This window comes from Planococcus glaciei (assembly GCF_900099655.1).
Lineage (GTDB): Bacteria > Bacillota > Bacilli > Bacillales_A > Planococcaceae > Planococcus > Planococcus glaciei.
In genome coordinates, this window is sequence record NZ_FNDC01000006.1 from 102,515 (window position 1) to 125,634 (window position 23,120).

Here is a 23,120-nt window from a genome sequence, read left to right on the forward strand (position 1 = left end):
CTAACTAACTAAAGTAAAATAACCAATTTTAGGAAGTGACTCCCAATGACCATTCAAATGTTCGAAAAACCGCTAGGCATGCGCGACGATTTTCCTTTTATAGCGAAGAAAAAAGCCGAGCTGCGCGCGAAAGGCACTTCAATTATGCAAGGGTCCGGATATGATCTGCTTCAGACTCCAACCTTGGAATATTACGAAACAATCGGCAAAATTTCCGCCATTCCGGACAATGCGCTTTTTAAATTGCTGGACAGCCAAGGCGAAACGCTCGTCCTGCGGCCCGATATGACATCTCCGATTGCTCGGGTGGCAGCATCCAAATTGCTGAAAGAAAAAATGCCGGTGCGCCTTGGCTATTATTCCAATGTCTTCCGCGCACAAAAACGGGAAGGCGGCCGCCCGGCAGAATTCGAACAAATGGGCGTTGAACTGATCGGCGACGATTCCCTTTATGCAGATGCAGAAGTGATCATCCTGGCATCGACCATCTTAAAAGAATTGAACGTGGAATCGGGGCGTGTCGTAATTGGCCATACACAATTGCTTCAGCTGATTTTAAAAGATTTTGGCTTGGACAACAGCCAGATCGACATTGTCCGTTCGGCTCTGGTATCGAAAAACAGTGTCCGTTTTGAACAGCTTGCAACGGAGCTTCTGGACGACGCATCAAAGGCTGCCGCGTTTAAAGGCTTGGTGACGACGTCTTCTTTAGAGGACTGGAAGCCGTATATCGACGCTTCCAACGAAGAGCAGGCGGCGCTGTACGGTGAAATGCTGAAACTGCAAACCATTATCCAGCGAAACGGCTTATCTGAAGCCATTACCTATGATTTATCCTTCACAAGCCATATGACGTATTACACCGGATTGGTGTTTGAATTTTACGGAGCTGGAAGCGGGTTTCCGCTCGGCAACGGCGGGCGCTACGACGGACTGATGAAGCAATTCGGCCTGCATGTCGGCGCTACCGGCTTCGGCCTCCGCGTCGACCGGCTGCTCGAAGTCATTGCACCGGACCGGGAAGCGGAACCGCATATCCTCATTCTCTTTTCGGAAGAGACCGAAGAACTGGCGCATGAGCAGGCGCAGGAACTGCGCACAAACGGGTCGCGGGTGACGCTTCAATATGCTCCGGCAGTAAAAGCGTTAGAAGAGTTTAGCGCATTATTCAGCGAAGTAAGACGATTGGAAGGTGCTACAAATGGATGAACTGACAATTGCGATGCCGAAAGGGCGCATTTTTGAAGAAGCTTATGAACTGCTTGTCAAAGCGGGCTATGATTTGCCGAAAGAACTGGACGACTCGCGCAAACTGATTGTGGAAGCGCCGAACGAACGCTTCCGCTTTATTTTGGCGAAGCCGATGGATGTGCCGGTTTACGTGGAACACGGCGTAGCGGATATCGGAATCGCGGGAAAAGACGTCATGCTCGAGCTCGACCGTTCGGTGCATGAACTGCTCGACCTTGGCATCAGCCGCTGCTATATTGCAACAGCAGGACTCCCCAACACGGAAATGAACCCGGTGACGCCGCGCATTGCGACAAAGTATCCGAAAATCGCTTCCCGTTTTTACCGCGGCAAAGGCGAACAGGTGGAAATCATTGAATTGAACGGTTCGATTGAATTGGCGCCGATGATTGGCTTGGCTGATCGCATCGTCGATATTGTTTCCACCGGCAAAACCTTAAAGGAAAATGGCTTGGTGGAATACGAGCAGATTGTGGACATCACATCCCGCTTGATTGCTAATCCCGTAAGTTACCGATTGAAACAGCAGCGGATCCGGGAACTGGTGGAAAATCTACGAAAGCAGGCGAAAGCATGAAACAGACGCAATTGACTTCGGATATCTCCATCAGAAGAACGGTGGCTGAAGACAACGCCGAACAATTGGCCGCGGTCAAGGAGATTATCCGGAATGTCCGGCTGAACGGCGATGCAGCGCTGCTTGAATATACCGAGAAATGGGACGGCGTTAAATTGGAGACGATCCGAGTGGGCCCGGATGAAATGAAAGAAGCCGTGGACCGTTTCGATCCGCAGCTTCTCCAGGATTTATCGGAAGCCGCAGGCAATATCCGGGACTACCACGAAAACCAGAAACAGCAAGGCTATAAAAACATAAAAGACGACGGCTCTTATGTCGCGCAGCGGGTCACCGCCATTGGCTCGGCCGGCTTGTATGTGCCAGGCGGGACAGCAGCATACCCGTCTTCCGTATTGATGAATGTCATTCCGGCGCAAGTGGCGGGCGTGGGGCGCATCGTGCTGATTTCGCCTCCTGGAAAAGACGGCAAATTGTCTGACGGCGTACTCGCGGCGGCGCATATACTGGGAATAGAAGAAGTTTACAAAGCCGGCGGGGCACAGGCCATTGCGGCCCTTGCCTACGGGACGGAATCGATCCAGGCTGTCGATAAAATCACGGGGCCGGGCAATGTATTTGTGGCACTTGCCAAACGCGAAGTGTTTGGTGACGTGGCCATTGACATGATTGCAGGTCCGAGCGAAATTACCGTCATTGCCGACGATACTGCTTTTGCGGATGAAGTGGCTGCGGACTTGCTGTCACAGGCGGAACACGACCCGATGGCGACGGCGGTGCTGTTGACGACCAGCCAACAATTGGCGGACGCGGTTTCACTTGAAGTCGAGCGCCAACTGGAAACCTTGCCGCGCCAAGCGATTGCCGGGAAAGCCATCCGGGATTACGGCATGATTTATATCGGAAAGACGATGGGCGACTTGATTGATGCGGCGAACGAACTCGCCCCGGAGCATTTGGAAATCATGGCGGCAGATGCCGAAGCCTTGTCCGAAAAGATCCAAAACGCGGGCGCGATTTTTATCGGGCGCTATTCCTCGGAACCGATCGGCGATTATTTTGCCGGCACGAACCATGTGTTGCCGACCAATAGCACGGCACGGTTCTCGAGTGCCTTGTCGGTCTATGATTTTGTCAAACGGACAAGCGTGGTGTATTACAGCGAACAGGCCTGGCAGCAAAACGAAGCGAAAATCGCACGTCTTGCACGCCTGGAAGGGCTTGAAGGACACGCGCGGGCAGTAGAATCCCGTGCCTGGAAAAAGGAGAATGGACGATGAGAAAAGCCGAGATCAAACGCGATACAAATGAAACCAAAATTGCTGTTTCGTTTTCATTGGATGGAGAAGGAAAAGCAGACATCGAAACGGGCGTGCCGTTCATGGACCACATGCTCGATTTGTTCATCAAGCACGGCTTGTTCGACGGGGAAATCAAAGCGGACGGCGATACGCATATCGATGACCACCACACAACGGAAGACATCGGCATTGTGCTTGGCCAGGCAGTGAAAGAAGCATTGGGCGATAAAAAAGGCATCCGCCGCTACGGCAATGCATTTGTGCCGATGGACGACGCACTGGCGCAAGTGGTTGTCGACTGTTCCAACCGGCCGCATCTGGAAATGCGCGGCGATATTCCGAATGCCAAAGTCGGCACGTTCGATACGGAATTGGTCCGTGAATTCCTGTGGAAATTTGCGCTGGAATCCCGGATGAACGTCCACGTCATCATCCACTACGGCTACAACACCCACCACATCATTGAAGCGGTCTTTAAAGCACTCGCCCGTGCATTGGACGAAGCGACCATGATTGACCCCCGGGTGAAAGGCGTGCCGTCTACAAAGGGGTTGCTCACATGATCATCGGCATTATCGATTACGGCATGGGCAATTTGTTCAGCGTCGAACAGGCGTTGAAAAAACTGGACTGCACCGTCATCTTATCCGATGACCCGGAAACGCTTCTGGAAGCGGAAGCGATTTTACTCCCGGGAGTCGGTGCTTTTCCGGACGCCATGGAATTGTTGAACCAAAAAGGGCTTTCTTCCTTTATCCGGTCACTGCCCCAAAAAGGGATTCCGCTTCTTGGAATTTGCCTGGGCATGCAGCTTTTATACGAAGACAGTTCAGAAGTCCGGCCGACACAGGGGCTGGGTTTGCTGAAAGGGCAGATCCGCCGTTTTGAAAGAGGGGCTTACCGTATTCCCCATATGGGCTGGAACCGGCTCGAGTTTTCCCGTATGCCGTACTGGCTGGAAGATTTGCAAGTGGATACCCATGTCTATTTCGTCCATTCGTTTTTAGCGGTGAACACAGACCCTGAACAAGTATGGGCGACGGCAAGCTATGGCAGCATTGATGTGCCGGGTGTGGTCGGTTCTGGTTTGATTACCGGGATGCAGTTCCACCCCGAAAAATCGGGCGACTTTGGCCATTATTTATTGGAGCAATGGATTGCAAATGTCAGGAGGAACCAAGATGAGCAAGTTTCAGATCTATCCCGCAATTGATTTGCGCGGCGGCAAGTGCGTCCGCCTTTTTCAGGGGGATTATGCACAGGAAACCGTATACGGCGATTCGCCTGTCGACATGGCGAAGAAGTTTGCCGATGCCGGTACGGAATGGATTCATATGGTCGATTTGGACGGAGCAAAAGACGGCGTCCGGATCAACGATGGAGTAGTCATTGAAGCCGCGAAACTGCCGGTCAATATCCAGATTGGCGGCGGCATCCGGACGCGTGAAGACATCGAACACTATTTATCGAACGGCATCAGCCGGGTGATAATCGGAAGCCTCGCAATCCGCAATCCGGAACTGGTCGTATCGTTTATCGAGGAATTCGGAGCTGACCGGATCGTCATCGGCATTGACGCGAAAGACGGCATGGCCGCAACCGAAGGCTGGATTGAAACCTCGGGGCAGTCGGCAAAAGACGTGGCGCGCTTTTTCGTGTCTAAAGGCGCCAAGCACTTTATCTATACGGATATTGCAACGGACGGGACACTCGCCGGACCGAACATCGAGGCAAATAAAGCCTTGGTCGATTCGGACGAAGCCGAAGTCATCGTCTCGGGGGGCATTGGCACGCTGGAAGATATTAAAAATGTCAAAGCGGCTGCGAAAGAAAGCCCGGTTGCCGGCGTTATCATTGGAAAAGCATTGTATGAAAACCGCTTTACGTTAGAGGAGGCGCTGTCATGCTGACAAAACGCATCATTCCGTGCCTTGATGTGAAGGAAGGGCGTGTGGTCAAAGGCGTCAGCTTTGTGGAGCTGCGGGACGCCGGAGACCCGGTGGAACTGGCCCGTTTTTACGATAAGCAAGGGGCAGACGAACTGGTCTTTTTGGACATTTCCGCTTCGCATGAAGGCAAAGAAACGATGGTGGAAGTCGTGAAAATCGTGGCAACCGAATTGTCGATTCCGTTTACTGTAGGCGGCGGCATCCGGTCGCTTGAAGACATGAAACGCATGCTGCGCGCCGGTGCAGACAAAGTGTCCTTGAACACGGCTGCGCTTGACCGCCCGGAACTGATCAAAGAAGGCGCCGATTATTTCGGCTCGCAATGCATCGTCGTAGCGATTGACGCGAAAAGCAACGGCACGGGCTGGGACGTCTATACCCACGGCGGCCGCAACAAGACCGAATGGGATGCAGTGGAATGGGCGAAACGGAGCGTCGAGCTCGGGGCAGGCGAACTGCTGTTGACGTCGATGGACAAAGACGGCCAAAAAGACGGCTTTGACCTGGCGCTGACCAAGGCGGTGCGGGAAGCGGTCGAAGTGCCGGTGATTGCAAGCGGCGGAGCAGGAAACCGCGAGCATTTTGCCGAAGTCTTTAAAGAAGTAGATGCCGATGCGGCTCTTGCTGCTTCGATTTTTCATTACAAAGAAACCAGCGTGGCTGAAGTAAAAGATTATTTAAAGAAAGAGGGAGTGAACGTCCGATGAACGAAGTGAAATATGATGCAAACGGGCTGGTTCCCGTCATTATTCAAAACGCTGAAACAAAAGCAGTGCTGACACTTGCTTATGCAACAGAAGAAGCCGTGCAAAAAACAATTGAGACCAATGAAACATGGCTGTACTCCAGAAGCCGCAATGAACTGTGGAACAAAGGGGCAACAAGCGGCAACACGCAGCAGGTCACAGCTGTACGCCTCGATTGCGACGGCGATTCGTTGATCTACGAAGTGATTCCGAACGGCCCGGCATGCCACACCGGCGAAGAAAGCTGCTTCCACAACACGATTGCCGGAACACCGAACGAATCGACTGTGGATATGTTCAACGAACTGACCGGGCTTATTGAAAAAAGAGAACAGGAAATGCCGGAAGGCGCCTACACTACATATTTATTTGAAGAAGGCGTTGATAAAATCTGCAAAAAAGTAGGAGAAGAAGCTGCAGAAGTCATCATCGCTGCTAAAAACAGAGATCCGAAAGAATTGGCGATGGAAACAGCAGACTTGTTTTATCATGTCCTCGTATTGCTGCAGGAACAAAAAGTCGGGCTAGACCAAGTGGTCGACGTCTTGAAAGAACGCCACGCCACAAAAACTGCAAGTAAATAATACGGAAATATGCTATAATAACAGCACATTTGAGTAAAGGAGCGATGTTGATCGTTCCTTTTACTTTTTCGGAGGCATATTTTGGAGAATAAAAAAAAGAAAAACTACGAGAATATCCTGTCGTTCATTCCAACGGGGGAATATTATTATAAAAAAGCATTGAAAGAGCTGCACCGCGAGCAGTATCCAAAAGCTCATAAGTATTTGCAGCGGGCGACAGAACTCAGCCCGAAAGATCCTGACATCTGGATCCAGTTCGGGATTGTCCTCATGGAAATGCAGGAGTTTGAACAGGCGAGAGAAGCGCTGCGGACGGCTTATGACCTGGATATCGACAAGACCGAAACCTTATTTTTCTTAGCGGAAGTGCATGCCCATCTGGGGATGTTTTTAGAAGCGCGCAATTTCGCCAAGAAATACGTGGAAAACGATGTTCAGGGAAGGTATGTTGCAGAAGCGCTGGAAATCATTGATTTTGCGGAGCAGGAAGACTGGCAGCTTTTTGATGATGAAGGCGAAGCACAGGACAGCGAGTATTTTTATCAGCAGGAAAAAGCACGCCGTTTAATGGAAGAAGGGAAGTTCCCGGAAGCCATTGTTCTTCTGGAAACCTTGATTGAAGAAAAGCCGGACTTCTGGGGAGCGCATAACAACCTGGCGCTGGCTTACTTCTACATCGGCGAGTCCGAAATGGCTAAAGCATTGCTGCATGACGTGCTGCGGAGAAATACAGGCAATTTGCATGCGCTTTGCAATTTGGCGGTTTTCCATTATTACGAAAAAAACGAAGAGCTGGAAGACGTCCTGAACTTATTGAAGAAAATCCAGCCCTATGTCTTTGAGCACCGCTATAAACTGGGAGCGACCTTTGCATTGGTCGGCAAGTACAAAGAAGCCTACCGCTGGCTGCGCAGCTTGCAGAAACGCGGGTTTGACGGAGATCCGGCGTTTTATTTCTGGCTGTCCCATGCCGCTTACCATTCCGGCCATGAAGACATTGCAAAACAGGCCTGGAAGCAGTTGACGAAAATGGATCCGGGGAAAGACGGTTATGAACCATGGGCCGAACAGGCGGCTATGCCGCATGCTGATGCACTCGAACATGACCGCGATTACCTCGTTGGAAAACTCGATCATGTGCAAAAAAGCGAGCGGTTGTTTGGCTTGTTCCTGCTCGGCAAGTCTGCCCATAAACAGGAAATCATTTCTCATCCAAATTGGCTCAACTCGGAACAGCCGACCGTAATTGAAACTTACATGCTCGGATATGCGCTGGGCCATCCGTTCAAGGAATCCATTCCGGAAGAAATGGCTTTTGTGCGCGCCATGGAAGCCGCTGAAATCCTGTATCAGGAAGAAAAGATGGTGACCGAACAAAACGCCGCCGTTTTTCAACTGTGGTTTATGTTGGTTGAAAAGGCGTTTGATGAAAATTTTGGATTTAAAAATCCAAAGGCTTTGGCCGCGGCAGCATATTATATGGTCAAATCTTCAAGAGACCGGTCTGTTACAAAAAAAGCGGTTGCCGACCAGTTTGGCGTTTCGGCTGCCACATTGACAAAATACGTCAACGAACTGGCGAAATTCTTGCCGCTTTTTGAGAGCTAAGCAAAAAAGTTGCCGCAATGCCGGGAATCTTATACGATTTAGTTACTGAGATTTAGGAGGTCCTATTATGACTGAGACGAATAATACGTACGACGTGATCATTATTGGAGCAGGACCAGCAGGCATGACTGCCGCTGTTTACACATCGAGAGCGAACTTGAAAACATTGATGTTAGAGCGTGGAATTCCGGGCGGCCAAATGGCCAATACGGAAGAAATTGAAAACTATCCGGGGTTTGACCATATTCTTGGGCCGGATCTTTCCAATAAAATGTTCGAGCATGCGAAGAAATTCGGTGCTGAATATGCGTACGGAGATGTAAAAGAAATCATCGATGGGGAAGAATACAAAACCATCATCGTAGGTTCGAAAGAATACAAAGCCCGCGCTGTCATCATTACGACAGGTGCGGAATACAAAAAAATGGGCGTTCCGGGAGAAACTGAACTGGGCGGCCGCGGCGTCAGCTATTGTGCGGTTTGTGACGGGGCATTCTTCAAACAGAAAAACCTTGTTGTTGTCGGAGGCGGGGACTCTGCAGTTGAAGAAGGCGTTTATTTAACGCGTTTCGCTGACAAAGTCACAATCGTCCACAGACGCGATGAATTGCGCGCACAAAAAATTCTTCAAGACCGCGCATTTGCAAACGATAAGATCGACTTTATCTGGAGCCATACCGTGAAAGAAATCAACGACGAAAACGGCAAAGTCGGCAGCGTCACACTGGTTTCCACTAAAGACGGCGCAGAACAGGAATTTGATGCAGATGGCGTATTCATTTACATCGGCTTGTTGCCATTGACGAAACCATTTGCAAACCTCGGTATCTTAAACGACGAAGGCTACATCGTGACCAATGAAAAAATGGAAACATCGGTTCCAGGAATCTACGCTGCAGGGGATGTCCGCGAAAAAATGCTTCGCCAAGTTGTAACTGCAACGGGCGACGGCAGTATCGCTGCACAAGCTATTCAGCATTATATTGAGGAACTGGTTGAACGAATCGGGATTAAAGCCTGATTTAACGCTAATTTAATCCTGCTGTAACACGCTTGTCACAGATAAGTGGTAGAGTAGGAATAGTAAATTGACCCCCTTTTTATAAAGAAACTTTGACAAGCCGTTTTCCGATTCACTCGGAAAACGGCTTCTTTTTTTTGTGTGGAGATCTTATTATTTCCAACCGGGCCTAAACAGGTGCCTCTGCTTTTCTTAGTGTCCAGTTCCGGCGGCTAGCCCCTCGAGTCGCTTCGGTCTTGCCGCTAATGGCAAAGAACGCCATTATCTTCAAGCCCTCCAGCGCTTGTCGGGGCTGAACAAGCCGCCTACACTTTTCTTTTTTGTCTAGCTGCAGCGCCTAGCTCTTCGGGTCATAAGCCAGCCCAGCTGTGTGGCAAAAGCGCCACACAGCTGGTCTGGCTTATGCCTGTCAGAGCTGAACAGGCGCTTCCGCTTTTCTTTTTTGCATGACACGCCTGGATAGATGTATAATGGAGAGAGTTTACAATAGATACGGAGTGTCGACAGTGCAGCGAATCGCAAATTTATTAGTGGTCCAGAACGGACAAGTATTGCTATTGAAGAAACCCCGGCGGGATTGGTACGTAGCCCCGGGCGGGAAAATGGAATCAGGAGAATCGATTTACGAAGCCGCCATCCGGGAGTTTAAGGAAGAAACCGGAGCGACGCCGATCGGCACTCATTTAAAAGGCATTTATACCATGATGATACAAGAAGGGGAGCAAATCGTAGACGAATGGATGCTGTTTACGTTTCTCGCAACCGGCATCACCGGCACCCCTTATGAAGAAACAAGAGAAGGGCTGCTTGAATGGCATCCTGTTGAAAGTTTGGATTTCTTGCCGATGGCGGAAGGCGACCGGACAAACTTGAAGTTTGCCGTAAGCCAGGAAGGCATGCAGTACGGCACGTTCCATTATTCATCTGAATTCCAATTGATCAACGAAAACATTCAAACGTCTACCGAAGAGGGGATTCCGCGTAATGGATAAGCACACCGATGAAACTGAATTGATCATAATTACCGGCATGTCAGGAGCGGGCAAAACAGTTGCCATCCAAAGCTTCGAGGATTTGGGCTTTTTTACAATTGACAACTTACCGCCTGCGCTTCTATTGACTTTTATCAAGTTGATGAGAGACTCGGGAAAATCGATGAAACGCGTCGCTGCCGTAATGGATTTGCGGGGCGGCGACTTTTTTGACAGCCTGGTCGATGCAATCGACAATATTTCGAAAGAACCGAAAGTATCCACCACCATCCTCTTCCTGGATGCGGATAATCAGACGCTGGTCAGCCGCTATAAAGAATCACGGCGTTCGCATCCTTTGTCGCCAGGCGGCTTAGTGCTGGGCGGCATCAAAAAAGAACGCGATATGCTGATGGATCTGCAAGGGCGCGCGAAGTATATGTACAACACCTCGTCGATGACGCCTCGCCAGCTTAGAGAAAAAATCGTGTCAGATTTCGCAACGCAATCCAGCAACAAATTTACCGTCAATGTCATGTCATTCGGTTTCAAACATGGCATTCCGATTGATGCCGATTTGGTTTTCGATGTGCGCTTCCTGCCAAACCCTTATTACATTGAAGATTTAAAGCCGTTATCGGGTCTGGATGAACCGGTTTCAAGTTACGTGCTTCAGTGGGGCGAAACCCAGACATTGATCAGCAAATTGAGCGACCTTTTTGACTTCATCATTCCCCAATATAAAAACGAAGGCAAAGCCCAATTGGTTATTGCTTTCGGCTGTACGGGCGGGCAGCACCGTTCAGTGACGCTTGCTGAATACTACGGAAAACTGCTGGCCGAAAACAACAAAACGATCATTACGCATCGGGATGTCAAAACAAGAAAGGGCTGAGTGCATGGAAAGTACTTTACGCCGGAAACGGGTGGTCATCATCGGCGGCGGCACAGGGCTGTCCACATTGCTGCGGGGCTTGAAAAAGTTCCCGTTGGATTTGACTGCGATTGTGACCGTAGCCGACGATGGGGGAAGCTCCGGGCGCCTTCGGAATGACTTGGATATTCCGCCTCCGGGCGATATCCGCAACGTCATGGCTGCGCTGTCAGATGCCGAACCATTGGTAGCAGAAATGTTTCAATATCGATTTAAACAATCACCGGATCTGGATGGCCATTCACTGGGCAATCTGATGTTGGCGGCCTTAACCAACATCACCGGCGATTTTTCGCATGCCGTGAAAGAAATGAGCCGCGTGCTGAATGTCAACGGAACCGTATTGCCGGCAGCCAACCAATTGGTCACGCTTCATGCAGAATTTGAAGATGGCACGATTGTCAGTGGAGAATCAAAAATTCCGGCGTATTTACAGCCAATCAAGAGAGTGTTTCTGGAGCCGCGCGATGTCAAGACTTTGCCGGATACCATACAAGCCATTCAAAAGGCGGATGTCATCGTTGTAGGGCCCGGATCGCTGTACACCAGCATTTTGCCGAACCTCCTCGTCAAAGACATCAAAAAGGCGGTCGTATCAGCCGAAGCCAAAAAGATTTATATTTGCAATCTGATGACACAAGCCGGAGAAACTTATAAATATACAGCTTGCGACCACGTCAAGGCGCTCTATGATCATGTAGGCGAACCGTTTCTGGACGCCATTTTGCTGAATAAAGAACAAGTTCCCCAAGGAATTGCGGAACGCTATATCAAACAAAAAGCCTGGCCTGTGGCGTACGATGAAGAACGCTTGCAGAGCATGGGCCTTGAAATTTTTAAACAGGACATCGCCAACATTTTGGGTGAAACGGTCCGGCATGAACCATTGAAAGTGGCAGAATGGTTATTTGAATATGCCGGAGGCCTGGCCAAAGAAGATCCAAAGCAGCTATATTTCTAGCTCTTGGAAAGGGGGAAGATGTTTTGTCTTTTGCTTCGGAAACAAAAAAAGAGATGACCCAAGTAGAAGTGGACGATTGTTGCGGGAAAGCGGAATTATCTGCCTTGATCCGTATGAATGGAACCCTGTCATTTTCAAACCGGCAGCTAAGCCTTGATATCCAGACGGAAAATGCAGCGATTGCCCGTCGGATCTACACGTTGCTTAAGCGGTTTTACCGGGCGTATCCAGTGGAATTGCTGGTGCGGAAGAAAATGCGGTTGAAGAAAAACAACGTTTACATTTGCAGAATCAGGGAAGGTTCTAAACATGTATTGGAAGATTTAGCGATCATTTCAGAAGGCTTCCAATTTGAACATGAAATCAATAAATCACTGATTGAAAAAAATTGCTGCAAACGCGCTTACTTGCGCGGCGCATTTTTAGCTGGCGGTTCTGTTAATAATCCGGAAACGTCTTCATATCACTTGGAAATCTACTCGCTTTACAAAGACCATGCAGAATCTCTGGTGGATCTGATGAATGAATTCCACTTGAACGCGAAAACGATTGAACGGAAAAAAGGTTTTGTGACTTATTTGAAAGAAGCTGAAAAGATTTCAGATTTCCTGAGCATAGCCGGTGCCCATTCTGCATTGTTGAAATTCGAAGATGTACGGATCATTCGGGATATGCGCAACAGTGTAAACCGCCTGGTGAATTGTGAAACGGCGAATTTAAATAAAACTATTGACGCCGCGCTGCGCCAAGTGGAAAATATCCGTTTTATCGATCAAATGATCGGGATTGACCAATTGCCTGAGCGGCTGCGGGAAATTGCGCGGCTGCGGGTGGAATACCAGGACGTCACGTTAAAAGAACTGGGTGAAATGGTATCGGCCGGCAGTGTCAGTAAATCCGGTGTAAATCACAGATTGCGGAAAATTGATGAAATTGCCGAAAACTTGCGCAAGGGAGAGATGATCGGCCAATAATTTTGGCCGTTCTTTCATATATTTTGGGTATGCAGATCAGTTTTAGAGGAGGAGCAATATGGTTGAAAAACAAGTGGTAGTCCAGTTGAAATCAGGTTTACAAGCAAGGCAGGCGGCATTGTTCGTCCAGGAAGCCAACCGGTTTAATTCGGATGTATACCTGGAAAAAGACGATAAAAAAGTAAATGCGAAAAGCATCATGGGCATTATGAGCCTGGCCATCAGCAAAGGCACCAGTGTTAAAATTTCTGCAGACGGCAGAGACGAACAAGAAGCGGTCGATTCCTTGGCTGCACAAATCGAAAAAGAAGCGTAAAAAAGTCCACAGCCGAAGCTGTGGACTTTTATTTGGAATACAAATAGAAAAAAGACCGGGATGATTTCATCCCGGTCCTTTTAGCGTATCTTATTTTTTGTCTTCCAACATTTTGTTGCGCGTGATGATTTGGTCAACCAAACCGTACTCCACCGCACGTTCAGCAGTCATGAAGTTGTCGCGGTCTGTGTCTTTAGAAATCACTTCAAGCGGCTGGCCAGTACGTTCTGACAGGATTTCGTTCAATTTTTCACGAAGGTGCAAAATGCGTTTCGCGGCAATTTCGATTTCTGTCGCTTGCCCTTGAGCTCCGCCAAGCGGTTGGTGAATCATGACTTCAGCGTTCGGAAGTGCATAGCGTTTGCCTTTAGTTCCTGCTGCAAGAAGGAAAGCACCCATTGATGCTGCCATACCGATGCAGACGGTTTGTACGTCAGGCTTGATGAACTGCATAACATCATAGATCGCCATACCGGCAGTGATGCTGCCGCCCGGGCTGTTGATGTAGATGGAAATATCTTTATCCGGATCTTCAGCTTCAAGGAAAAGGAGCTGAGCTACGATTGAGTTGGCAACATTATCATCGATTCCGCTGCCGAGCATGATGACACGGTCTTTCAACAAGCGCGAATAAATATCGTAAGCGCGTTCGCCTCTGCTTGTCTGTTCAATTACTGTAGGAATTAAATTCATAAGATAGTTCCTCCTCATAATAGGTAATGGTCATTTCCTGCTGAAAGTTCTTCCAGCTGTATTAATATCATACACATCTTGGTCAATGAAGGTCAAATTTAACGAATTATAAAAAGGTGCTTGAAAACTTTTTTTATTATGGTTATAATAGAAAAGTCGTTAACGACCAAACGCCCTCGTAGTGTAATGGATCACACGTAAGATTCCGGTTCTTAAAATGGAGGTTCGATTCCTTCCGAGGGCATATGTAAAAGCCGATTCACTTCCGTATTTGCGGAAAGGGAATCGGCTTTTTGTTTTATTAAGGCAGCGGATGCTGAAAGAATCGCTTTCTCTGGAGAATGTCCCAGCCATTTTATGTTTCCGCTATAATGAAATGGTGTCTTGGTTGTTTCGTTCCCATTTTAAAAAGAGCTCTCGGAGACCGAAAAAGAAAAGTTTGAGAGAAAGCGTTTTGCGGCATAGCAGTTAGGAGACCACAGAAGTTCAACTATTAGAGTCCATAGAAAGAGGAGATACGGTGATTACTTTATACACACGGCCCAATTGTCCGTTATGCGACGAAGCAAAAATGATGATGGAACTCGTAAGAGAAGATTTTCCGTTCGAGTACGAAGAAGTCAATATCGAGAGCGACGATGCCCTCCATGAAAAATACATGCTGATGATTCCTGTCGTTGAAAAAGACGGGGAAGTGGCCATTTACGGAAACGTCGGCTATATCGAACTGCTGGAAGCGTTAGAATTTTAACGCTTCTTTTTATTTGCATTTTAATAAGTGATTCGCTAGAATGTAACTAGTGGGACATAAAAATAACAAGTGGGACAAAAATCGTCCAGCTCGAAATGGAGTGAACGAATGGATCCATTAACGGAAGCGAAAAAAAAGCTGATGCCGGAAATGACCGAGCTCCTGAAGAAACGTTATCAGATCCTGCAGACGATTGGATTGGAACAGCCGATTGGCAGGCGGACGTTAAGTGAACTTGCCGGCATGACAGAACGGGATATTCGGAAAGAAACGGATCTACTGCGAAACCAGCAGTTGATTGAAGCCAGAACTTCCGGCATGTATGTTTCTGTACAAGGCGAGGAAGTGCTGGAAGCTTTAAAAGATTTCATGCGCGAAATGGCTGGCTTGTCAGACATGGAAAAGCAGCTGAAATCGATTTTAGGCATCACAAGAGTGCTCATTCTGCCGCAAGACAGCGATGACATTCCAGCAGTGAAGGCAAACATTGGCAAAGAAGCAGCCCGCTTATTGGAAACAAAGTTCCCACTGTATAAAAAAATTGCAGTGACCGGCGGCAGCACGATGGCCGCCATATCGAAAGAAATCACTGCAGATAAGAAAGACGCCTCTTTGCAATTTATTGCGGCAAGAGGCGGACTTGGCGAAGATGTCCTGCATCAAGCCAATACCATTGCTTCTTTGTTCGCTGAAAAAACGGGCGGAGCCGTCAAAACGCTCTACTTGCCGGATCATTTAAGTGCGGAAGCGTACGAGATGATGATGCGGGAACCGGTGATCAAGGAAATGATGGAGCTGTATGATCAGACAGAAGTAGTGGTCCATGGCATCGGCAATGCTGAAGAAATTGCGCTGCACCGCAAGTCTTCAGTGGAAGAGGTCAATCGGATCCGAAACGGCGGAGCGGTCAGCGAAGCTTTCGGCTATTACTTCGACAAAGAAGGAAATGTAGTTTACCGCATCCGCACAGCGGGAATCCAAATGGAGCAGGTTCAAAACGCGCCATTTATCCTGGCGGTTGGAGGAGGACGTTCAAAGGCGACAGCGATTCTCTCGTATTTCAAAATTGCACCGCCGCAGACGACCTTAATTACAGATGAAGGTGCAGCACGAAAAATAATCGAGTTAACTCAAAAACAGGAGGAATTTTAAATGACTTTAAAATTAGCTATTAACGGATTCGGCCGTATCGGACGTATTGTATTCCGCCAAGCATTGGCAAACGAAGAAGTGGAAGTAGTGGCAGTAAACGACTTGACTGACGCAAAAATGCTTGCTCACTTGCTGAAATATGATTCAATCCACGGCACATTGGACGCAGAAATTTCATCTGAAGGCAATGATTTGATTGTCAACGGCAAGAAAATCCATGTCTACTCTGAAAAAGATCCAGCGAACCTTCCATGGGCTGAAAACAACATCGATATCGTAATCGAATCTACTGGATTCTTCACAAACGCTGACGATGCGAAAAAACACATCCAAGCCGGCGCGAAAAAAGTTATCGTTTCTGCACCAGGCAAGAACATGAAAACTCTTGTTATGGGCGTTAACCACGAAAGCTATAACCCTGAAGAAGACGATGTGATTTCAAATGCATCTTGTACAACAAACGGACTTGCAGGAATCTCTAAAATCTTGAACGACCGTTTCGGCATCAAGAAAGCGATGATGACAACAATCCACTCGTACACAAACGACCAGATTCTTTTGGACTCACCGCATAAAGATTACCGCCGTGCACGTTCTGCTGCAGAATCAATGATTCCGACTACTACAGGAGCTGCAGTTGCAGTTACAAAAGTATTGCCGGAACTTACAGGCAAACTTGACGGTATGGCAATCCGCGTTCCTACGCCAAACGTATCCTTGATTGACTTAGTTGCAGAACTTGAAACAGATGTGACAAAAGAAGAAGTAAATGCTGCACTTAAAGAAGCAATCGACAAAGACGAAAATGCATTCTTGAGCTACAGCGAACTTCCATTGGTTTCACGCGACTACAACGGCGTTACAGCTTCCTCAACTGTGGACTTATTGTCTACTATGGAACTTGGCGGAAACATGGTGAAAGTTCTTGCATGGTACGATAACGAATCCGGTTATTCTGCACGATGCATCGACATTGCTTTGCACATGTACAAAACAGGTTTGTAATCCCAAAATCATAGCTTAATTTCCGATGAACCTCTATAATGAAAGAGGGTAAAGGGGGTGGGGATCATACCCCGCCCCCTTATTTTTTTAAATCGAACGGGAGGTATTTTCATGTTGAATAAGATGACGATGAAAGACGTGGACTTAAAAGGAAAACGTGTATTTTGCCGAGTAGATTTCAACGTACCGATGTCAGAAGGAAAAGTGACGGACGACACACGGATCCGTGCAGCTGTACCAACGATTGAGTATCTGGTTGAAAATGGAGCAAAAGTGATTTTGGCAAGCCATCTGGGACGGCCAAAAGGCACAGTCAACGAAGACATGAGACTCGCAGCAGCGGGAGCCAAGTTAAGTGAGTTATTACATAAAGAAGTAAAGAGCCTCGATGAATCCATCGGACCAAAAGTTGAACAGGAAATTGCTTCAATGAACGATGGCGACATTGTTTTATTGGAAAATGTCCGGTTCCACCCAGGCGAAGAAAAGAATGACGAAGAACTGGCCAAAGCGTTTGCGTCGCTTGCAGACGTATTTGTCAATGACGCATTCGGAGCCGCACATAGAGCACATGCTTCGACAGCCGGAATTGCGAAGCACTTGCCATCCGTTTCAGGCTTGCTGCTGGAAAAAGAACTGGATGTACTGGGGAAAGCTTTATCCGACCCGGAACGGCCATTTACCGCAATTATCGGCGGAGCGAAAGTAAAAGACAAAATCGGCGTTATCGACCATTTATTGGACAAAGTCGATAACCTATTGATCGGCGGCGGTCTGTCATATACGTTCACGAAAGCACAAGGCCATGAAATCGGCACGTCGCTTCTTGAAGAAGACAAGATTGAACTCGCACAATCGTTCATCAAAAAAGCGGAAGAAAAAGGCGTCAAGCTGTACCTTCCGGTCGATGTAGTTGTAACGAAAGAATTTTCGAATGACACGGAAACAAAAGTGGTCCCGATTAGTGAAATCCCGTCTGATTGGATGGGTCTTGATATTGGACCGAAAACCGTTGAGCTGTATTCAGACGTCATCCTGAATTCCAAATTGATTATCTGGAACGGGCCGATGGGCGTTTTCGAGATGAGCTCTTTTGAAAACGGCACAAAATCCGTAGCGCAGGCTATGGCAAAAACAGAAGCGTATACCGTAATTGGCGGAGGCGATTCAGCCGCTGCAGTCGAGCAATTTGGAGTTGCTGATCAAATGGATCATATTTCCACAGGCGGCGGTGCTTCCCTTGAATTCATGGAAGGCAAGGAATTGCCAGGCGTAACGGCATTAACCGACAAATAAAAGGAGTGGTTTTTTTGAGAAAGCCGATCATTGCAGGAAACTGGAAAATGTATAAAACTGCTGCAGAAGCGAAACAATTTGTAGAAGAAGTAAAAGGACTCGCACCTGACGCCAGCAAAGTGGACTCGGTTATTTGTGCACCTGCACTTTATCTGCAGCAGCTTGTGGCGTCAACCGAATCAAGCGCTCTTCAAATCGGTGCACAAACGATGCACGAAGAAAAAGAAGGCGCCTTTACCGGCGAAGTCAGCCCGGTGCAATTGAAAGACCTGGGCGTCAACTACGTGATTATTGGGCACTCAGAACGCCGCCAATATTTCAACGAGACAGACCATTCGGTCAACAAAAAAGTAGTGGCTGCTTTTGAACACGGCCTAACACCGATTATGTGTGTAGGCGAAACGCTTGAACAGCGCGAAAGCGGCGAAACCGGTTCTGTAGTAGAAGCGCAAGTGGAAGCGGGACTTGCAGGACTTTCTGAACAGCAAGCAAGTGAATTGGTAATTGCATATGAGCCAATCTGGGCAATCGGAACAGGCAAAACAGCAACGGCAGAAGATGCCAATGAAGTTTGCGGCATCATCCGCAAGAAAGTCGCTTCACTATTCAATGAGGAAACTGCACAAAACATCCGAATTCAATACGGCGGCAGCGTAAAACCGGCCAACATTGAAGAATTGATGGGCATGGAGCATATTGACGGAGCACTTGTTGGAGGAGCCAGCCTTGAAACCGATTCTTTTGTAAAACTATTAGAGGCGGGATCGCATGCGTAACACAGAATATCCAGTCGCTTTAATTATTTTGGACGGTTTTGGCTGCCGGAAAGAGACATTTGGCAACGCAGTTGCACAAGCCGAAAAACCGACATTTGACCGTTTATGGGACAGCTATCCGCATAGCTTATTGACTGCTTCAGGAGAAGCGGTAGGGCTTCCAGAAGGCCAGATGGGCAACTCGGAAGTGGGCCATTTGAACATTGGCGCCGGACGGATTGTTTACCAAAACCTGACGCGGATCCATAAATCGATCCGGGATGGGGATTTTTATCAAAACCCTGCATTTCTGGAAGCTGTTGGAAATGCCAAAGCAAGCGGCAAAGCGCTTCATCTGATGGGCTTGTTGTCAGATGGGGGCGTCCACAGCCATTATGAGCATTTGTTTGCCCTTTTGGAATTGGCGAAACAGCATGGTTTAACGGATGTCTATGTCCACGGCTTTTTGGATGGTCGGGACGTCGGACCGCAAACGGGACTTCGTTACGTAGAAGAAGCGGAACGCCGGATGAAAGAAATCGGCGTCGGCAAATTTGCGTCCATCAGCGGCCGTTACTATGCAATGGACCGTGACAAACGCTGGGAACGCGTGGAATTGGCGTACCGTGTGCTGGTGGATGGCATCGGTCAAAACGCGTTGTCCGCAAGCGACGGCATTCGGGCTTCTTACGAAACCGGCATCCACGATGAATTTGTCGTTCCGTTTGCCATTACTGAAAATGGCCAGCCGGTTGCTACGTTGGAAAGCGGCGATTCCGTCGTATTCTTCAACTTCCGCCCGGACCGTGCCATTCAGTTGACGTCAGTGTTTGTGCGTGAAGGATTTGACGCCATGCCGCTTAGCGCGAAGCATCCGTCCAATTTGTCGTTTATCACGTTTACTTCGTATAGCGACGATTTGCCGACACGCGTTGCATTTGAAACGCTGAACCTTGAAAACACCATCGGCGAAGTATTGTCCGCAAAAGGCTTGACGCAATTGCGCATTGCCGAAACGGAAAAATATCCGCATGTCACGTTCTTTATGAGCGGTGGGCGAGAAGATGTTTTCCCAGGTGAAGACCGGATTTTAGTAAATTCGCCGAAAGTCGCCACTTATGATTTGCAGCCGGAAATGAGTGCTTATGAAGTCACCGACCGTTTGGTGGAGCAAATTCAAAACGACGCACACGATGCCATCATTTTGAACTTTGCAAACCCCGACATGGTAGGCCATAGCGGAATGCTTGAGCCGACCATCCGTGCCATTGAAGTGGTCGACGAATGCTTAGGCCGGATCGTGGATGCGCTGCATGCCAAAGGCGGCCATGCCATCGTTACCGCCGACCACGGCAACGCAGACGAAGTTACCACGCTTGAAGGCTTGCCGATGACCGCACATACGACAAACCTGGTGCCGGTCATTGTGACCAAACAAGGCGTTGAATTGAGAACAGACGGCATATTGGCCGATCTGGCTCCAACTGTACTGAAATTATTAAATGTTGAACAACCGGCAGAAATGACCGGAAAACCATTATATTAAAAGGGAGCTGTTTTCATTGCCAATTATCACAGACGTATTAGCACGCGAAGTATTAGATTCACGAGGAAACCCAACAATCGAAGTGGAAGTATTTACAGAAAGTGGTGCTTTCGGGCGCGCTATCGTACCATCAGGAGCTTCTACAGGCGAACATGAAGCAGTTGAACTTCGCGACGGCGACAAGAGCCGTTACCTGGGCAAAGGCGTTTTAAAAGCGGTTGACCACGTAAACAACGAAATCGCAGCTGAAATCGAAGGCAACTTCTCGGCGCTTGACCAAGTATCGATCGACCAAGCGTTGATCGCACTTGACGGCACAGAAAACAAAGGCCGTTTGGGCGCAAACGCCATTCTAGGTGTTTCCATGGCCGTAGCGCACGCTGCAGCTGATTATTTGGATGTTCCGCTTTATCAGTACCTAGGCGGCTTCAATGCGAAGCAATTGCCGGTGCCGATGATGAACATCTTGAACGGCGGCGAACATGCCGATAACAACGTCGACATCCAGGAATTCATGGTTATGCCGGTTGGCGCAGAAACGTTCCGCCACGCTGTACGCATGGGCGCTGAAATCTTCCATAACTTGAAGAGCGTTTTGAAAGAAAAAGGCTATAACACATCTGTTGGAGATGAAGGCGGATTTGCACCGAACCTTGGTTCGAACGAAGAAGCCCTTCAAACGATCATGGAAGCCATTGAAAAAGCCGGCTACAAACCAGGCGAAGACGTACTTCTTGCGATGGACGTTGCTTCTTCTGAAATCTATGACAAAGAAAAAGGCGTATACAACTTGCCAGGCGACAACACAGTGAAAACTTCTGCTGAAATGGTTGACTGGTACGAAGAACTTGCCAACAAATACCCGATCGTTTCCATCGAAGACGGATTGGATGAAAACGACTGGGAAGGCCACAAATTGCTGACAGAACGCATTGGCGACCGCGTCCAATTGGTTGGCGATGATCTATTCGTTACCAACACGAAGAAATTGGCTCAAGGAATCGAGCAAGGCGTCGGCAACTCGATCTTGATCAAAGTAAACCAAATCGGTACATTGACAGAAACATTCGATGCGATTGAAATGGCAAAACGTGCGGGCTACACTGCCGTTATCAGCCACCGTTCAGGCGAGTCTGAAGACGTAACGATTGCAGATATCGCAGTGGCGACAAACGCTGGCCAAATCAAAACAGGAGCTCCGTCCCGTACGGACCGTGTAGCGAAATACAACCAGTTGCTTCGCATCGAAGACCAATTGAATGAGACATCGAAATACCTCGGCGTTAAAACTTTCTACAACTTGAAGAAATAAGGTATAAGGGACCCTTTCGTTCTGTTGCTATTGTCATAGTTCGGAGTTTTTGGTAAACTTATTCTTGTTGTGGAAGTTCTTTTCAGGAGGTGGAATTTATGCATACGTTGTTAATGACATTACTCGTCATCGTATCGCTCGCTTTAATCGTTGTCGTATTATTGCAATCAGGAAAAAGTGCAGGTCTTTCAGGAGCCATCTCCGGTGGAGCAGAGCAACTTTTCGGCAAGCAAAAAGCCCGTGGTTTGGACCTAGTCCTTCAACGCGTAACGATTGTACTTGCTGCCTTATTCTTTATTCTGGCTATCGCCGTTACAAAAGTTTAATGTGGATAATCAAAACGCCTGACCATTTACTGGTTAGGCGTTTTCTTTTAGAGTTATAATTTAAGAAGACTGAAGAAATCGCTGCAGGCGGACGCTTTCCGCGGGTACGGCTTCAGCCGCTTCACTTGCTCCTGCGATTACTCGTCGCAAATTGAAAAAACATTCACTTCGTTCGCTCCAGGGTCTTCAGCTCGTACTGTTCCCGCTTGAGTCGCCGCCTTCCGCTCTTTCTATTTAGAAGAAGCTGGCTATTATAAAGAAGCAAAACCTTAAGTTGCTAAAAATAATAAACATGATTTATGTAAATTAGGATGGAGGATATTTATGCGAGTTTCGCAGCCAAAACCATTTTTCTTTAAAGCAGGGCCGAGAGCGGTCTTGTTGCTTCACGGATTTACAGGGAATTCAGCTGATGTGCGGATGCTTGGCCGGTTCCTTGAAAAACAAGGGTACACGTCTTTAGCGCCGCATTATGCAGGGCACGGCGTGGAGCCGGAAAAACTGCTTCCGACCGGTCCTGAGGACTGGTGGAAAGACGTTGAAAACGCTTATAATCAGTTAAAAGATGAAGGGTACGAGGAAATTGCGGTGGCCGGATTGTCGCTCGGCGGCGTATTTACCTTAAAGATAGGGTATACATTCCCTGTAAAGGGGCTAGTCACGATGTGTGCACCGATGCATATGAAGACGACCGATCTGATGTATGAAGGGGTTGTGAAATATGCCCGTGAATACAAGAAGTATGAAGGAAAAGCCGAGCGCGTTATCGAAGAAGAAATGAAGAAGTTTAAAGAACGCCCGATGGAGTCATTGGCGGATTTGCGGAAACTGATTGGCCATGTGAGAGAACAGGTCGATCATGTCTACGCACCGTTATTTGTCGTCCAGGGGTCATTGGATGATGTGATCGACACAGATTCTGCCAATATCATTTATGAAGAGGCGGAATCATTCCAGAAAAACATTAAGTGGTATGAGAAATCAGGGCATGTCATTACGCTGGGCAAAGAAAAACAGCAACTGCACGAAGACATCTTAGCATTTCTCGAATCGCTTGATTGGAGCGTGTAAGACCGTCAAAGAGGAGGAAA

General features: G+C 48.2%; 25 protein-coding genes and 1 tRNA gene. 25 read left to right on the forward strand and 1 reads right to left on the reverse strand.

Annotated elements, in window-relative coordinates; genetic code table 11:
- Positions 1-45 precede the first annotated feature (45 nt).
- The 15 genes from BLQ32_RS09400 (at position 46) to BLQ32_RS09470 (ending at position 13,193) form a co-directional block, all read left to right on the forward strand.
- Positions 46-1,209: an ATP phosphoribosyltransferase regulatory subunit gene (locus tag BLQ32_RS09400; RefSeq protein ID WP_053166605.1), complete on the forward strand. Its 1,164-nt coding sequence runs from the start codon at positions 46-48 to the stop codon at positions 1,207-1,209.
- Positions 1,202-1,828 carry an ATP phosphoribosyltransferase gene (gene hisG, locus BLQ32_RS09405; protein WP_036808129.1) on the forward strand — a complete coding sequence of 209 codons (627 nt, stop codon included), beginning with the start codon at positions 1,202-1,204 and terminating at the stop codon, positions 1,826-1,828. The genes BLQ32_RS09400 and hisG overlap by 8 nt, the downstream gene beginning before the upstream one ends.
- Entirely contained in the window at positions 1,825-3,108 is a 1,284-nt protein-coding gene (gene hisD, locus BLQ32_RS09410) for a histidinol dehydrogenase (protein WP_074510141.1), read from the forward strand. The genes hisG and hisD overlap by 4 nt, the downstream gene beginning before the upstream one ends.
- Complete coding sequence (hisB, locus tag BLQ32_RS09415) at positions 3,105-3,692, forward strand: imidazoleglycerol-phosphate dehydratase HisB (RefSeq protein ID WP_036808135.1); 588 nt, start codon at positions 3,105-3,107, stop codon at positions 3,690-3,692. The genes hisD and hisB overlap by 4 nt, the downstream gene beginning before the upstream one ends.
- Positions 3,689-4,342 carry an imidazole glycerol phosphate synthase subunit HisH gene (gene hisH / locus BLQ32_RS09420; RefSeq protein ID WP_074510142.1) on the forward strand — a complete coding sequence of 218 codons (654 nt, stop codon included), beginning with the start codon at positions 3,689-3,691 and terminating at the stop codon, positions 4,340-4,342. Before hisB ends, hisH begins: the two co-directional genes overlap by 4 nt.
- On the forward strand, positions 4,311-5,039 hold the full coding sequence (gene hisA / locus BLQ32_RS09425; RefSeq protein WP_036808141.1) for a 1-(5-phosphoribosyl)-5-[(5-phosphoribosylamino)methylideneamino]imidazole-4-carboxamide isomerase: 729 nt from the start codon (positions 4,311-4,313) through the stop codon (positions 5,037-5,039). The genes hisH and hisA overlap by 32 nt, the downstream gene beginning before the upstream one ends.
- Positions 5,033-5,785 carry an imidazole glycerol phosphate synthase subunit HisF gene (hisF, locus tag BLQ32_RS09430; protein WP_053166602.1) on the forward strand — a complete coding sequence of 251 codons (753 nt, stop codon included), beginning with the start codon at positions 5,033-5,035 and terminating at the stop codon, positions 5,783-5,785. Before hisA ends, hisF begins: the two co-directional genes overlap by 7 nt.
- The gene (gene hisIE / locus BLQ32_RS09435; RefSeq protein WP_036808147.1) at positions 5,782-6,408 is read left to right on the forward strand and encodes a bifunctional phosphoribosyl-AMP cyclohydrolase/phosphoribosyl-ATP diphosphatase HisIE; all 627 of its coding nucleotides are present in this window, start codon (positions 5,782-5,784) and stop codon (positions 6,406-6,408) included. Before hisF ends, hisIE begins: the two co-directional genes overlap by 4 nt.
- Positions 6,409-6,489: 81 nt before the next feature.
- Positions 6,490-8,016, forward strand: a complete 1,527-nt coding sequence (locus tag BLQ32_RS09440) for a tetratricopeptide repeat protein (protein WP_074510143.1) — start codon at positions 6,490-6,492, stop codon at positions 8,014-8,016.
- Positions 8,017-8,083: 67 nt separating this feature from the next.
- Positions 8,084-9,037 carry a thioredoxin-disulfide reductase gene (gene trxB, locus BLQ32_RS09445; protein ID WP_074510144.1) on the forward strand — a complete coding sequence of 318 codons (954 nt, stop codon included), beginning with the start codon at positions 8,084-8,086 and terminating at the stop codon, positions 9,035-9,037.
- A gap of 506 nt (positions 9,038-9,543) precedes the next feature.
- The gene (locus BLQ32_RS09450) at positions 9,544-10,029 is read left to right on the forward strand and encodes an 8-oxo-dGTP diphosphatase (RefSeq protein WP_036808156.1); all 486 of its coding nucleotides are present in this window, start codon (positions 9,544-9,546) and stop codon (positions 10,027-10,029) included.
- Complete coding sequence (gene rapZ / locus BLQ32_RS09455) at positions 10,022-10,903, forward strand: RNase adapter RapZ (RefSeq protein ID WP_074510145.1); 882 nt, start codon at positions 10,022-10,024, stop codon at positions 10,901-10,903. The genes BLQ32_RS09450 and rapZ overlap by 8 nt, the downstream gene beginning before the upstream one ends.
- A 4-nt stretch (positions 10,904-10,907) precedes the next feature.
- Entirely contained in the window at positions 10,908-11,903 is a 996-nt protein-coding gene (locus tag BLQ32_RS09460; RefSeq protein WP_036808162.1) for a gluconeogenesis factor YvcK family protein, read from the forward strand.
- A gap of 23 nt (positions 11,904-11,926) precedes the next feature.
- Positions 11,927-12,877 (forward strand): DNA-binding protein WhiA, encoded by a 951-nt coding sequence (gene whiA / locus BLQ32_RS09465; protein WP_036808165.1) that lies wholly within the window; start codon positions 11,927-11,929, stop codon positions 12,875-12,877.
- A 58-nt stretch (positions 12,878-12,935) separates the two neighbouring features.
- Positions 12,936-13,193: an HPr family phosphocarrier protein gene (locus BLQ32_RS09470; RefSeq protein ID WP_036808168.1), complete on the forward strand. Its 258-nt coding sequence runs from the start codon at positions 12,936-12,938 to the stop codon at positions 13,191-13,193.
- 90 nt (positions 13,194-13,283) lie between these two features.
- Here the strand turns inward: BLQ32_RS09470 and clpP are convergent, their stop codons facing one another.
- Entirely contained in the window at positions 13,284-13,886 is a 603-nt protein-coding gene (clpP, locus tag BLQ32_RS09475) for an ATP-dependent Clp endopeptidase proteolytic subunit ClpP (RefSeq protein ID WP_074510146.1), read from the reverse strand.
- Positions 13,887-14,058: 172 nt separating this feature from the next.
- On the opposite strand from clpP, the gene BLQ32_RS09480 reads away from it, so the two are divergent.
- The 10 genes from BLQ32_RS09480 (at position 14,059) to BLQ32_RS09525 (ending at position 23,100) form a co-directional block, all read left to right on the forward strand.
- A tRNA-Arg gene (locus tag BLQ32_RS09480) sits at positions 14,059-14,130 on the forward strand.
- Between the two features lie 276 nt (positions 14,131-14,406).
- Complete coding sequence (locus BLQ32_RS09485; RefSeq protein WP_053166600.1) at positions 14,407-14,637, forward strand: glutaredoxin family protein; 231 nt, start codon at positions 14,407-14,409, stop codon at positions 14,635-14,637.
- A 108-nt stretch (positions 14,638-14,745) separates the two neighbouring features.
- The gene (locus tag BLQ32_RS09490; RefSeq protein WP_074510147.1) at positions 14,746-15,789 is read left to right on the forward strand and encodes a sugar-binding transcriptional regulator; all 1,044 of its coding nucleotides are present in this window, start codon (positions 14,746-14,748) and stop codon (positions 15,787-15,789) included.
- The gene (gene gap, locus BLQ32_RS09495; protein WP_074510148.1) at positions 15,790-16,794 is read left to right on the forward strand and encodes a type I glyceraldehyde-3-phosphate dehydrogenase; all 1,005 of its coding nucleotides are present in this window, start codon (positions 15,790-15,792) and stop codon (positions 16,792-16,794) included.
- Positions 16,795-16,908: 114 nt separating this feature from the next.
- Positions 16,909-18,090: a phosphoglycerate kinase gene (locus BLQ32_RS09500; protein ID WP_175557099.1), complete on the forward strand. Its 1,182-nt coding sequence runs from the start codon at positions 16,909-16,911 to the stop codon at positions 18,088-18,090.
- Positions 18,091-18,104: 14 nt separating this feature from the next.
- Entirely contained in the window at positions 18,105-18,866 is a 762-nt protein-coding gene (gene tpiA, locus BLQ32_RS09505; RefSeq protein ID WP_074510150.1) for a triose-phosphate isomerase, read from the forward strand.
- Entirely contained in the window at positions 18,859-20,391 is a 1,533-nt protein-coding gene (gene gpmI, locus BLQ32_RS09510) for a 2,3-bisphosphoglycerate-independent phosphoglycerate mutase (protein WP_074510151.1), read from the forward strand. Before tpiA ends, gpmI begins: the two co-directional genes overlap by 8 nt.
- A gap of 16 nt (positions 20,392-20,407) precedes the next feature.
- Positions 20,408-21,703: a phosphopyruvate hydratase gene (eno, locus tag BLQ32_RS09515; RefSeq protein ID WP_036808193.1), complete on the forward strand. Its 1,296-nt coding sequence runs from the start codon at positions 20,408-20,410 to the stop codon at positions 21,701-21,703.
- Between the two features lie 98 nt (positions 21,704-21,801).
- Positions 21,802-22,029, forward strand: coding sequence for a preprotein translocase subunit SecG (gene secG, locus BLQ32_RS09520; protein ID WP_036808196.1), 228 nt, complete (start codon positions 21,802-21,804; stop codon positions 22,027-22,029).
- Between the two features lie 324 nt (positions 22,030-22,353).
- Positions 22,354-23,100 carry an alpha/beta hydrolase gene (locus BLQ32_RS09525; RefSeq protein WP_074510152.1) on the forward strand — a complete coding sequence of 249 codons (747 nt, stop codon included), beginning with the start codon at positions 22,354-22,356 and terminating at the stop codon, positions 23,098-23,100.
- The last annotated feature ends 20 nt before the right edge of the window (positions 23,101-23,120 follow it).

Bases quoted from the DNA above. Each gene is read 5' to 3' on its own strand.
- secG (WP_036808196.1), top strand. From the start codon at position 21,802: ATGCATACGTTGTTAATGACATTACTCGTCATCGTATCGCTCGCTTTA.
- BLQ32_RS09400 (WP_053166605.1), top strand. From the start codon at position 46: ATGACCATTCAAATGTTCGAAAAACCGCTAGGCATGCGCGACGATTTT.
- hisD (WP_074510141.1), top strand. From the start codon at position 1,825: ATGAAACAGACGCAATTGACTTCGGATATCTCCATCAGAAGAACGGTG.
- hisF (WP_053166602.1), top strand. From the start codon at position 5,033: ATGCTGACAAAACGCATCATTCCGTGCCTTGATGTGAAGGAAGGGCGT.
- BLQ32_RS09460 (WP_036808162.1), top strand. From the start codon at position 10,908: ATGGAAAGTACTTTACGCCGGAAACGGGTGGTCATCATCGGCGGCGGC.
- clpP (WP_074510146.1), bottom strand. From the start codon at position 13,886: ATGAATTTAATTCCTACAGTAATTGAACAGACAAGCAGAGGCGAACGC.
- gap (WP_074510148.1), top strand. From the start codon at position 15,790: ATGACTTTAAAATTAGCTATTAACGGATTCGGCCGTATCGGACGTATT.
- rapZ (WP_074510145.1), top strand. From the start codon at position 10,022: ATGGATAAGCACACCGATGAAACTGAATTGATCATAATTACCGGCATG.
- hisG (WP_036808129.1), top strand. From the start codon at position 1,202: ATGGATGAACTGACAATTGCGATGCCGAAAGGGCGCATTTTTGAAGAA.
- gpmI (WP_074510151.1), top strand. From the start codon at position 18,859: ATGCGTAACACAGAATATCCAGTCGCTTTAATTATTTTGGACGGTTTT.
- trxB (WP_074510144.1), top strand. From the start codon at position 8,084: ATGACTGAGACGAATAATACGTACGACGTGATCATTATTGGAGCAGGA.
- hisB (WP_036808135.1), top strand. From the start codon at position 3,105: ATGAGAAAAGCCGAGATCAAACGCGATACAAATGAAACCAAAATTGCT.
- BLQ32_RS09525 (WP_074510152.1), top strand. From the start codon at position 22,354: ATGCGAGTTTCGCAGCCAAAACCATTTTTCTTTAAAGCAGGGCCGAGA.
- BLQ32_RS09470 (WP_036808168.1), top strand. From the start codon at position 12,936: ATGGTTGAAAAACAAGTGGTAGTCCAGTTGAAATCAGGTTTACAAGCA.
- hisIE (WP_036808147.1), top strand. From the start codon at position 5,782: ATGAACGAAGTGAAATATGATGCAAACGGGCTGGTTCCCGTCATTATT.
- hisA (WP_036808141.1), top strand. From the start codon at position 4,311: ATGAGCAAGTTTCAGATCTATCCCGCAATTGATTTGCGCGGCGGCAAG.
- hisH (WP_074510142.1), top strand. From the start codon at position 3,689: ATGATCATCGGCATTATCGATTACGGCATGGGCAATTTGTTCAGCGTC.
- BLQ32_RS09490 (WP_074510147.1), top strand. From the start codon at position 14,746: ATGGATCCATTAACGGAAGCGAAAAAAAAGCTGATGCCGGAAATGACC.